The sequence below is a fragment of the Bacillus sp. B1-b2 genome, assembly GCF_009183415.1.
Taxonomy (GTDB): domain Bacteria; phylum Bacillota; class Bacilli; order Bacillales; family Cytobacillaceae; genus Niallia.
Map to the genome: position 1 here is coordinate 1 of NZ_WEHU01000004.1, position 13,026 is coordinate 13,026.

Consider the following 13,026-nt stretch of genomic DNA (forward strand, 5'->3'; position numbering starts at 1 on the left):
ACGGAGTTCTTTCAAACGATTTTTTTAGATTTGGTCGCCCAAATCCACAAGAAGACAGATTTTGAAAAACGAAGAAAGATTTCAACTCCTCTGAAAATCATTGATTCGAGTACACTTCCACTTAATTTAACCAATCATACGTGGGCAGAGTTTCGAAAGACAAAATCGGGTGTAAAGCTTCACTTACGTCTTGTTTTCATGGAAAAAGGCTTCTCCTATCCAGATAAAGGAGTGCTTACGAATGCCATCGAACACGATCGAGGTCAATTAGAGGTATTCATTGACGACAAAGAATGCATGTATGTGTTCGACCGAGGCTACTTGGATTATGAGCGGTTTGATCGCATGACGGATGAGGGCTATTTCTTTGTCACACGACTTCGCAAAAATGCCGTAGTACGGGTACTTGAACCATTTACACTGTCACCACATTCCACGGTTTTATCGGATGAAATGGTGGTGATTGGTACAACTCAAAATCGCTCAGAAAACGTGTTTCGTCGACTAAAATTACTTGATACAAAAGGCAAGGAGCTAATCTTACTAACGAATCGATTTGATTTAAGTGCAGATGAAATCACCGAAATTTATAAATCACGTTGGGCGATTGAACTCTTTTTCAAATGGATGAAACAACATTTGAACATCAAAAAGTTCTATGGTCATAGTGAACAGGCTGTACACAATCAAGTGTATATAGCAATGATTGTATACTGTTTGAACGTATTGGCCCAGTTGAACACGAATAGCGATCGAAGTTATCTACAAATTAGCCGCTATTTAAAAGCCGCTTTATGGAAATCCGCAAACATTTGGTTACGCAAAATCAAAGGAAAGTGCGTGCCATAAGGGCTGTAACAGTCGTTGTTGGATAAGTCACAGGTTATAGTAAAAAAATGGATGTTTACTACCTTAGTTTTGGTGTTTTCATTTTTTCTTAAAAATATGGAAAATGTAAAACTGAAAATTCAGAATTTATTTATGCGACACTAGTGATTTACCATAGCAAAATATAAACGAGAAGAACATCAGATACGACCATAAAAAATGCCTTGGTAATGATTCACCTGCTCCTTGCCTAAAACGATAAAACCACAAAAGAAACCAAAAAAAATGGTTTCTTTTTCTTACTTCTTCTCATATTGATAAGGATTGTTTCCCTTCTTTCTTTGCCGCCTGACACCAAAGAAATATTCGGCAATTAACGAACACAATAAGCGCAACACTTATTAATGCCAATGGAATCATCATTTGACATAAGTAAATGATCAAGCAGTCGATTACCACCATCAAGATACTCATTGGTAAATATTTTATCGCTAAAAATAGAGAAGTTCTAAATAATTCTAACAAGCTTCCTTCAAATAATCCTAATACTGGAAATACATATACCAAAAACAAGACAAACAGCACGGATAAAAAAAGGTAGAAATAGTAAATCATTTGCGATGTTTGATTAGCTACTTCTAGATAAAAATGTTGAGAAGATAGTAATAGAACTCCAAAACCTACAACTATGATACCTGTCAGCATATTTCTTTTAAAATTCAACTTGAAGTACTGATAGAATTCTCCTATAACATTTATTTCTTCTCCGTTAATCACCTGAAACATACAACGATGCAATGCAACGGTAGATGGGCCTACCGTAATAATTGGTAAACTAAAAAGTACCCATAGAAAGTTTAATACAATAATAGAATATAACTTACTCATTCTCTCCCAAAATGGAGAATCATATCTTATTTTCATTATTTATCCCGCCTCTTAAACATACATGTTTACATTAACCTTTTACTGCACCAGCTGTCATTCCTTCTACAAAGTACTTATTAAATATCAAGTATAGAATGAATAAAGGAAGAATCGAGAACATGGATCCTGCAACTAATACATCATAATTGTTTCCATAAGGAGTTAGTAACGTATTTAATCCAATAGGCAAGGTGAATTTTTCAGGTGAACGTAGAACAATTAATGGCCACAACATATTATTCCATGCGCCCATTGAACTAAGAATAGCCATGGCAGAAAATGCAGGTTTAGAAATCGGCATGACAATTCTTACGCAAATTCCATATTCACTGCTGCCATCAATTCTTCCTGCATCTAACAGTTCTTTCGGTATGCCTGATAGATATTGCCTAAAGAAAAAGATGGTAGAAGCATGCACTAACCCTGGCAGTATGACTCCAGCATAGGTATCTATTAGTCCAAAACCAATCATTTGCTTATATAGTGGCAACATCAATATTTCAAAAGGGACCATCATGGTCGCAATAACCAGGAAAAACAATAAATTTTTAAACTTAAAATCATACATAGCAAAGCCATATGCAACAAAATAACAAATAATTAGTGTAAAAATGACAGATACAATGGTAATGATTAAACTATTCTTAAACCAAATCAGATAATCCGTGCTTCCATCAAAAAGGTAACTATAATTGGTGAAGGACCAATTTTCGAAATCTAAATTTAGATTCAATCCGTTTCTTATTAGCATTTGCCCAGGACGGAAGGAAGCAAATAAACCAGATATAAAGGGAACGGAAACACCAGCACACATCAAGATAAAGAAACAGTTAATCAAAACTTTAACAAAAGGATTTCTGCCATCCTTTTTTTCTTTTATTTTTTCAGCTGCTGATGTGCTAGGATCTTGGCTCGTATTATTCTTGCTCATACTTACTTAGCCTCCTTCTTAAACATACCGCTTGAAAACAAGTAGATCATACTAATGGTTAGAGCTACAACCAGTAATACTAAACCAACTGCAGAGGCATATCCTAAGTCATTCTTTTCAATTCCACGTCTATACAAATAACCAACAATCGTTAACCCGATATTCTTAGGAGAATTATTGCTTCCGTAAATCATGAAGCTTTCCAGAAACATGGCTAATCCAGCATATATACTGATTGTTGTCACATATATTCTGGTTGGTTTTAGCAATGGCAGAGTGATATGCCAAAATCTTTGCCATGCATTGGCACCATCCACTTTTGCAGATTCATATAGCACCTCATCTATCGAGCTTAAACCAGCCTCGAAATACAAAGTATTTACTCCCATCCATCTCCATGTTGCTAGTAAAAGTAGGGCAGCCATTCCTGTACCCCAATTTTTTAACCATTCTTGTGGCTCAAAGCCAAAAAAAAGCAGGATTTGGTTCATGAGACCTGAATCCATTTCACTAAACATATATCGAAACAAAATACCTGCGACGACGATGGAAACTAATGCTGGCAAATAGATAATGGATTTATAAATTCTTTTGCCAACGATACTCTTTGAATTTAATAAAAAAGCACAAAGCATTGGAATAGGAATTAAAATAAGGAGTGTAAGAGCTGTATAAATGACGCTATTTCTTACAGCAATGTGAAATACCTTATCTCCTATCAGCTTTTCATAGTTTGCAAGGCCAATATATTCACTGTATCCATTTCCAATATCATGAAAGCTCATATTAATGGTCGAAAACATGGGGTAGATCCAGAAGAAGGACAAGCTGACGATAAACGGTAATATAAACACATACGGTGCAATTTTCTGAGAGAATAAAAAGGTTTGAATCTTTTTCATGTTCGTTCCTCTCCTTTTCTATCCAGAGCATGTAAGATTGCCATTAGAAGGCAATCTTACATACTTCACTTATTCTTGTTCAAAATCTACCTCAGCTTGCGCATCTTCAAGAGCTTGCTTAATATCCGCACCATTCTCAAAAATTTCATTTAAGGTGGTTACATTAAACACTTCATTAATGGTTGTAGTTATTGGCACTGTTTTAATAAGATTTACTTCATCCTGAATTTCTAACAATGTATCAAATGGATTATTCACGAAGTATTGAACATATTTGTTCTCTGGATTATGTGTCACTTCTGTATTTGTCCAAATCTTTGTATTAACGGGATCAAAACCGAGAATATCCCAAATTTTCACTCCACCTTCTTCAGATAATTTTGCCCAAGACATAAATTCCGCTGCAAGTTCTGCATTTTCAGAATCCTGATAAACGACTGTACCAGTCCCTCCTGCACCATTTGAGCGTTTCTGTCCTTCTTCAAATACAGGAACAGGAGCAATCGCAAACTTACCAGACATTTCTGGCATATAGTCTGTAAAGCGAGACATATACCAAATAGCTTTAGGGAATGCAGCTACTTCGCCTTTTGCAACCGTAGCATAGCCTTCCTCTGTATCAATTTGTCCACCAGGAGTTACTTCTGCAATACCACTGTCTAGCCAACCTTGTTGCATAGTCAACATAGATTCAATAGAATCTAACTCCACGTTTGCATTATCAGGATCTTCCACCCACGATTCTCCAAACTCAGACATACCTAAAGTTAACCAGTCAGCACCACCAGTATCAACAGATGTCATATAAACTTCTCCATTAGAAGCTTCTTTTAATTTTTCACCTGCTGCTTCAAAATCATCCCATGTTTTGATTTGCGTATAATCAATTCCATATTTTGATAAAATCTCCGTATTATAATACATAACAGTAGCTCCAACATGTGTTGGTACTCCATAATAGTTACCATCTGTTTCATAAGCATCTAATCGAGATTGTACCAAATCAGCTTGATATGGCTCTACATAACTGTTCAAAGGTAGCCACGGTACTTTTCCATCTAAGTAGTTAGGAAACTGACCAATTTCTACATCCGCTAAGTCAGGAATACCCTCACCTGATTGAACAGCTAATGTAAGCTTTGTATGCATATCTGCATAAGGGTATACTGTAAATTTAATTTGAATCTGCTTATCGGGGTGTTCCTCATTCCATTTATTCAGCATGTCACTATAAAATTGTTGATGCAAATCAACGAACAACCACATGTCCATTTTACTTCCATCCTCAGGACCAACCGTAGTAACCTCTGATTCCACCTCTTCTGTACTTTCTTTCTTTCCACCAGAAGAATTCGAACATCCAAAAGCAAAAACAACCAAAAGAACGACAAAAAACGGTAATACCTTTTTGAGTGACTTCATTAACCTTGCCCCCATTCGATTTGTAATACTCTGATAACCTTTTAATCGTTAAGTCAGACTACTCTACAATGAAGCGCTTTCACAATAAGATATATTAAAGTTAAAAGATTTTTATACCTCTATATTTTATTTGTGGCATCACTAACGTCGATTAAAATAATGAATATGTATTAATGAAATTAAATTTACCAAAAATAAAATTTTCTATAAAAAAAAGCCTTTATAATGGGTTTGGTGGTAGTAACCTATCCAAATCCAAAACAAAGGACAAAAAGTAGAATGGTATAATAACGGAATATTCATTCGTTTTTTATACAGCTTTAGTGATGAAGAATGATTAATCAAGAAAAATTTACCTAATTTAGAAATTAAAAAACTTGTATAATCCGTCCAATTTATCAAGTTTTTATGAAAATTATTTTAAAAAATCAAGTATACATTCTACTCTGTTTTAATTATTCATTTTAAATGCTAAAAATAGCATAACTTAACAGAAAAGAAGACTCCAACATCGATCGGCCTTCAAAATATTTAAGTTCTTGTTCCCCTTCTAATTCTACACCTCCAACAACTGCTTCTGCAAAGCAAGAGGCAACTGAATTGTTACCGTAGTCCCTTTATTTAATTCACTACAAAAACTCATCCTACCATTATGACTTTCAATGATTTTATAGCATGTCATTAAGCCAAGACCTGTTCCTTTTTCTTTTGTTGTAAAGAATGGTTCCCCTAGTGTGTCTATGCGCTCTGCTTCTATTCCTACTCCTTGGTCTATAATCTCAATAGCTATATTCCCATCATCTAGATCACGTACTTTTATGTAGATGGTACCACCAGTCGGCATTGCTTCCATTGCATTTTGTAATAAATTAATAAAAACTTGCTTTAACCTATTTTCATCACAAAGAATCATAGATTGTTTCTGATCGTACGAGACGTAGATTAGTATATTATTTAAAAGAAATTGTGCGTTTACTAAAGTTATCACATCTTTAATAATCGTTGTTATATCCTTCTTTAAAAATACATCTGCTGCTGGTTTGGCGATAAATAATAGTTCACTTACAATACTATTAATTCGCTCAATCTCTGCTAACACAATATCAAAATAGTCGATTTTCTCACGATCTATTTTGGCCAATTGAATAAATCCTTTAATAGAGGTAAGTGGGTTTCGTATCTCATGTGCAATTCCCGCTGACATCTGGCCGATCAATGACATCTTCTCCGACTTTTGAATCAAGTGTTGTGTTTTCTCTTTTAACTGAGTAACGTCCCTCCCCATAGAAAGAATCGTTTTTGTCCTGTTAAAATCAACAGCTAAACACGAGGATTCAAAAAAGAAAGAGGTACCATCCAAGCGCTTCATCTTATATTCAATTGGTGTTAAAGGCCTTGTTTCCTGACTTGTAATCTTCATTCTTTCTTCCCAGCGATCTTTATAAGCAGCATCTAAAAAATCACCAAATGAATAACCGATTAAATCCTCTAGACTTTTTGCTTCCATCATCTTAATAGCTGCATGATTCACATATATCAATTTATTATTCTGATGTATAAACACAGATTCAGGAAGGGAATCAATTAATAATCTATAACTCTCATTACTTGCTTGAGCTTTTCTTTCATAGGAACGCAATAAATCATATTGCCAACCTACAAACCATGCCAATAAAGTAAAAATAAAAAAGTCTAATGTGAAAAACGGTTCAAGGTTTACCAACTTTTGATAGGTAGTAAAGGCGATAGAAACCAATACTAAGACTACTTGTCCTGCCCTTTTCATTTCCCTTATCTTAACAAGCATGCTTATTTGCTCCTGATATTTTATTTAATTTGCAAGAATTACATCATTAATATTTCTAACAATACTACTACTTCGAGTGTGATATCCTGGAAAATAACAATATGCATATGTCATTCCCACAAACCATTTCATTTGTTAATAGGTCGCTGAAAATGTTAATGCCTTTCAGAAAAGCTTCAAATATAAAAGCAGTAAGAGGTGTCTCTCCTCTTTTGCTTTCCTAAATATATCTACTGCAAATATACCACAATTCTCTAAACTTGGGATATCAATTTTAAACATAATATTCCATTTTCCATAATAGGAAAGCGCATATATCCCATTAATTAGAGAAGCTGAACCAATATCTAGTCTTCGTTTATCTTTCTATGCGAATCCTAGCAGATTTAATCCCCTTATTCACTAATGTTCTGAGTATTTCTGCTTTCTTTTGTTAAGAGTTATCTGCTTTAATTTACTCAGTCCTTACCATAATTCTATTTTAACTTTTCTATGTAAAGATTGATATTTCCTATAATATTCTTAATTTAGAGCCTACACTATTATTTATATAGTAAAATATAACCAGTAATAATATCCTTAAAGTATGAAAGGAGAAACATGTAATGAAATTAAATCCATACATATTATCCATTGTAATAATTTTGGGTATTTTGGTTGGATTATCAACCAATCTAGACACTGAGTCTAAGTCTAACGAAGCTTTATCTGTTTCAAATGACAGTGAGTCAACGACTTCTGCTAATGAGCAAGAAATAGTAGAAGAAATTAAAACAGGACTGACACCTGATTATGTTATGGATTACCTATCTAATAATGGTTTTTCTATATCACCTGTATATAGGGGAGAAACAACTGATATTTATAGAGGAGAAATTAAGCCTGGCAATACGGAGTTGATGATAACAGTTGATCTTTACTATAAAAGAGAGAGCGAAGACATTGTATTAATAGAAACAAATATCGATGGCAGTTATTATGTTAATTATAATCAAACTAAAGTAGAAGATCTCGTTACTGAAGCCGCTCAAAAGTATTTTATACCACTAGTAGCTATGCCTTATAAAACTTCTGATCCTGATCAAGCAAAAGAATGGGTGAAATTACATATAAGTGACTCCTATTCTCATGAACCTAAAGATAAAACTACCACAACAATTGGAATAGGTACCATTAATATATATGGGAATCCCATTTTTAGAACCTTAGAGTTAGACTTTGGATTTGTAGATTAAAAGCCAACTTCTCTTTATGACTATTATCATTTTCTGAAAGTATATTATGTTAAACTTTAGTACCCCCTAGACAGCTGCTCATAATACGACAACTAAAATAGAGAGAAGGATTTCTCTTCTCCCTTCTTTAGTATTCTCATCTCGTCATCATTAAACTATCTTATTCGATGGTTCAACATTCTCTAGCCTTAATTCTTTCAAGTAGTTGTTATTAATGTTAGCTTATCTTCAAGAACTAGTACAAAACAGTTAAATACATCGTAAAATCTTCAAACTATCCATCTAGAACCATTTTCTTTAAATACCGATGGCAAAATAACTTCCATCCCATTATAAAGGTCTCACTAATTCGTTAGATGATTGTACAAAATAGTACAATCATGAATTACATGAATCATTTTCATATTTTGAAATTAAGCCAGTGAAGAGAAATATGTTAAAATAAACTAGTCAAATACGTTAAGTAAAAGGAGACTTTACATAGAATGAAAGAACCATTATTTTTTGAGCCGGTATTTAAAGATAGAATTTGGGGAGGAACAGAACTTAGAAGCTTTGGATATGAAATTCCAACAGAAACAACAGGAGAATGTTGGGCATTTGCTGCACATCCAAATGGGAAAAGTATTGTAAAAAATGGGGAGTATGCTGGTAAAAATCTAGAAGAGCTTTGGGAAAATCATCGTGAGCTTTTTGCCAATATGAAAGGCGATCGCTTCCCACTTCTTACAAAGATACTAGATGCAAACCAAGATCTTTCTGTACAGGTTCATCCAAACGATGAATATGCAAATGTTCACGAGAATGGTGAATTAGGGAAAACAGAATGCTGGTATATTATTGACTGTAAAGAAGGAGCAGAAATTATTTTCGGTCATCATGCTAAGTCTAAAGAAGAATTAGAAAGCATGATTGCAGAAAATAAATGGGACAACTTATTAAATAAAGTACCTGTGAAAAAAGGAGACTTCTTCTTTGTACCAAGTGGAACAATCCATGCTATTGGAGAAGGAATTATCATCTTAGAAACACAACAAAATTCTGATACCACTTACCGTGTATATGATTATGATCGCTTAGATGCAGATGGAAATACAAGAGAGCTTCATATTGAGCAATCTATTAATGTAACAACTGTTCCTCATAACTTAGAAGCAACTACTCCTGTAGTAGAAGAACAAGGTGCATTAGAGGTAACTACATTTGTAGAATGTGAATACTTTAGTGTGCAAAAATGGGTAGTAGATGGTGAAACTAGTAAAGAGCAAGACAAACCATTCCTGTTATGCAGTGTTATTGAAGGAGAAGGATCACTAGAAAAAGAAGGTAAGAACTATGATTTCAAAAAAGGTGATCATTTCCTTCTTCCAAGTGAATTTGGGGATTATGAATTAGATGGTAAGGCGGAATTGATTGTTTCTTATCTATAATAGGTAGTCTAAACAATAGCCAAGACAACAAAACAGGCTAGATAAATCTCTGTCTATTGGATAGTTGAAATAATAAAAGACTAAATGGTATTAGCTTCCCGAGTATAGAGCTAATGCAATTTAGTCTTTTTAAACACAAAATAATCCAAGAATAGGTCTATATGAAAAGAGCAAAAAAAATCGCAAATAACAGCATTTCCCCCCTGCATAAGACCATATTAAAACTATGTCTTTTGAATCAATGTTATATCCCCTGTTAGCACTATTTATTCTTAAATAAGAACAATAATGTCAATGTTTTTCGTCATAAAGAACAATTCTCCTTTTTCCTGGTAAAATTTATAATAACTTTAAATACAAGTTCTTTATAATTTTTTTACTAATAGGGGTGAATTAAATGAGACTAATTTGCATTTTTAAAAGAAGACATAAATACAGTTATTTTGAAAATACCTGCATTAGATGTGGAAAAATAAAGAATCATTATTAAAGGAGATATTAATTAGCTGGTAAGGCAGAATTGATTGTTTCTTATCTTTAATAGGTAGTCTAGTTAGTTGCATATACAAAAACAGACTAGGATATACTGAACATTTTCCTTTCTAGGAGATAACAAAAGACTAAATGACACTAGCTCTATATTCTAAGAAGCTTAGTCATTTAGTCTTTTTCAAAATCAAGATCAACAGTGACTTACTTTGTATGTTGTCTCTATTAAACCATTTAGATAAACTCAGTCAAAATATTCTTCCCTTAATAAACTTTTGAAAAGACCTTCATTTTTTCTGAGTCGTAGAAATCAATCTCTAATTGTCGTATTTTCAACTTGAAAATTTTTATGGTCTCAAAGTAATTATCTTTTTCATTATAGAGTTCTTTTAGTAACATTGCATGTTGGATCATTTCTTCTTTACTATTTTGTATTCTTGTTTCTATATACTCCTCTAGTTCAGAGAATATATAGTCTAATTCTGTACTTATGATTTCTTCAAAGACTCCAAGTGGTTTTGTAATATTATAGAGATATTGACTTGTTGCTTCTCGATATGATCTTGTTTCTAGGTAATTTCGGTATTGATCAATTTTCAAAGAAGCCGAATGACTTCTCCCACCTAATAATCTTCCAACACCATTTAAGATATTATTCAGTGGATTGATTTTTCTAAAAATATCAATTCGCTTGTACGCAATAGACCTTACAAGCATCGGAAATTGCTTTCTCAGCTCTTCTACGAATAATTCTTTTTTTAAAGGTAGCTGGTGTTCATGAGAAGAGTTAATTATATCCTCTATTTCCACTCTAAACTGATGAAATGTATCTTCAACGGTTTCTAAGTAAAGAACATTTTGTTGCAACCATTCCTCAAACTTATTGTTAATTAATGGAGTAACTGAATGAATTAAGTAGGATTCTAGCCAACCATTTATCTCCTGATCTAATACAAGGTGAACAGTATTTAAATCTGTACTTATATTAATTCTATTCGAAAACTGTTGTAACCCATTCATTGTTTGTTCTTTTATTACATCATATATGCTTGTTACAACATTTTTTGCATATAAATCAGTGGCTTGTGATATTTTACTATTTTTGAAGGTAAGAAATTTATCTTTTAATTCCTTTAGACCTTCTACTTCTTCTTTCTTAAGTAGTATCAGATTATTTAACTTTTGCTCTTTTGCTTCAAGATGAATCGGAAATTCATCTAAAAACTGTTTGAAATAAGGGATGACTTTATAAATTCTCTGTTGATAGAATGGCGTTTCTATTTTGTGAAAATAATCAGTTAGTGTACTAAGCTCATCCTTATCTGGATATAGAGAGGAATAAGGCATAATAATGGTATCTTGGTTCATATGTTTTATGAGCTTACGTTCAATATCTTCTATTACTTCTTCTCGTTCCTCTTCATCCAGGTAATCCGCTTTATTTAAAATAAAGCGAATTGGCAAATCTGGCTGCTTTTCAATCATTTTTATTAAAGCTTCTTTTTCTGTCTTTTTATATGGTGTCTCTGCATTAAATAAAAAAAGAAGTTCATCTGCTAAATATAAGTAATCGTATGTTGGATTATCATGATTGTTAGTGTCGTTAAATCCCGGCGTATCAATCAAAGTTATCCGATTTTCAAGCAATGATGACGAATTCACCTCAAGTGATATAAGGCTATTTGATAAGGCACTTGAACTATCATGATTAATGGTTGTTTTAGATTGAAGGTTATCTAAATTCATTTTCGTAATGGTTTTATCACTTAATTCAAGCAATTGTTTAGTTTCCCCATAACGAATGATTGTAACAGCAGATGTTGTTGGTAAATAATCTGAACTTAGAACTTCTTCTTGTAAAATAGAGTTGATAAAGCTAGATTTGCCATTACTAAAACTACCTGCAACCATGACCTTCTTGGTCGAATCCATAATCCAGTAATCCATCCACCATCTACTATTTGAATCATACGCTAAATCTTTGCTTTCCAACCAGCCTCTTATATTGGCATAATAATCAATTAGGTTTTCTATCTGATAAATTTTTCTATCGTTCATTACTATTTTTTCTAAAACAGATTTACTAATAGACTTAGGGTGCATCTCTTCCCACCCCTTTAACAAGGCACCTAGTGCACTTTGTAAAGGTGATTCCTTACAAATAAAATAATACCTTGTGAATTGTTTTTCTATTATAAGCTTTATCTCTTCCATTGAATGAGATCCTGATAACAGCTCATCTATGGAATGATTGAATCCTATTTCGTGTTTATCTAATATTGTTTGGATAAGTTGGAAACTATTGATTTCTCCAGCATTATATAAACTATTAAACCAGTCTATTAAATAAGGTGATTCCATATAATAGCTGTTTAGTGATTGAAATAACAAATCAAACGCTTCTTTATCTTTCTTCCAAATAAGTATTAATAGTTTTGAAATGGAATAAGAAGGAAGAAATTTGTTCTCCCTAGTATCCTCTAAATATCTATAGAAGAGTAGCAATAATCTATCTTGATACTCTATCTCCAATTGATTAATAACTAATTCTATAGCAGAGAAATATTCCTCTACTTGTTCATAAAAATGTATAGCTAGTTCAAACACATGTCCATAAGAAAAATTAGTAGCGACTAGCTGATTTATGATATGATGTGCCTTTTCAGTCTGATCACTATTTTTATATAAGCTGTACAAAGAAAGAAGAGTCTCCATATTTAAAGCACTGGAATCTTGGGGAACTGATAGATAGCTTGATTCTGCTTCTTCCTCCCTGTCCAATTCTTGATAGGCATCCCCTATGTTTTTTAGAGCCCAGCCTTGAAGCCTTTGATCATCAATATTCTGCCACTTGTAGATAGCTACCTCATAGTCCTCTAAAAGCCAATATAATTCAGCTTGTGCAAAACGAATGTCATTATTTCTCCCTGTTCTTATATTCTCTGACAGCTTTAATTGAGAAGATAGAAAGCGAATATTCTCTATAATATCTTGATTTTTCCTTAATGATTGATAGTATTGTTTTCCGATAAATAGTTGATTAAGTTCATTCATA

Annotated in this window: 9 protein-coding genes; 3 read left to right on the forward strand and 6 right to left on the reverse strand. The window is 33.0% G+C overall.

Features of this window, described 5'->3' with window-relative positions; translation table 11 throughout:
* On the forward strand, positions 1–849 hold an 849-nt coding region (locus F9279_RS04900), incomplete at its 5' end, for an IS4 family transposase (RefSeq protein WP_152111678.1).
* A gap of 288 nt (positions 850–1,137) precedes the next feature.
* On the opposite strand, the gene F9279_RS04905 is transcribed toward F9279_RS04900, so the two are convergent.
* From F9279_RS04905 to F9279_RS04925, 5 genes are all read right to left on the reverse strand, one after another.
* On the reverse strand, positions 1,138–1,752 hold the full coding sequence (locus tag F9279_RS04905; protein WP_152111679.1) for a YesL family protein: 615 nt from the start codon (positions 1,750–1,752) through the stop codon (positions 1,138–1,140).
* Positions 1,753–1,786: 34 nt separating this feature from the next.
* Positions 1,787–2,569 (reverse strand): carbohydrate ABC transporter permease, encoded by a 783-nt coding sequence (locus F9279_RS04910; protein ID WP_226793294.1) that lies wholly within the window; start codon positions 2,567–2,569, stop codon positions 1,787–1,789.
* A 119-nt stretch (positions 2,570–2,688) separates the two neighbouring features.
* A complete protein-coding gene (locus F9279_RS04915; RefSeq protein WP_152111681.1) occupies positions 2,689–3,588 on the reverse strand; it encodes a carbohydrate ABC transporter permease in 900 nt (299 codons plus the stop codon).
* Positions 3,589–3,657: 69 nt separating this feature from the next.
* A complete protein-coding gene (locus F9279_RS04920) occupies positions 3,658–5,010 on the reverse strand; it encodes an ABC transporter substrate-binding protein (protein ID WP_193224455.1) in 1,353 nt (450 codons plus the stop codon).
* Positions 5,011–5,566: 556 nt separating this feature from the next.
* Complete coding sequence (locus F9279_RS04925) at positions 5,567–6,817, reverse strand: ATP-binding protein (RefSeq protein ID WP_152111683.1); 1,251 nt, start codon at positions 6,815–6,817, stop codon at positions 5,567–5,569.
* A 605-nt stretch (positions 6,818–7,422) separates the two neighbouring features.
* On the opposite strand from F9279_RS04925, the gene F9279_RS04930 reads away from it, so the two are divergent.
* Together F9279_RS04930 and manA are read left to right on the forward strand one after the other, a co-directional pair.
* A complete protein-coding gene (locus tag F9279_RS04930) occupies positions 7,423–8,052 on the forward strand; it encodes a hypothetical protein (protein WP_152111684.1) in 630 nt (209 codons plus the stop codon).
* Positions 8,053–8,537: 485 nt separating this feature from the next.
* Positions 8,538–9,482, forward strand: a complete 945-nt coding sequence (gene manA / locus F9279_RS04935; RefSeq protein WP_152111685.1) for a mannose-6-phosphate isomerase, class I — start codon at positions 8,538–8,540, stop codon at positions 9,480–9,482.
* Between the two features lie 753 nt (positions 9,483–10,235).
* On the opposite strand, the gene F9279_RS04940 is transcribed toward manA, so the two are convergent.
* A complete protein-coding gene (locus F9279_RS04940) occupies positions 10,236–13,025 on the reverse strand; it encodes a dynamin family protein (RefSeq protein WP_152111686.1) in 2,790 nt (929 codons plus the stop codon).
* Position 13,026: the final 1 nt, after the last annotated feature.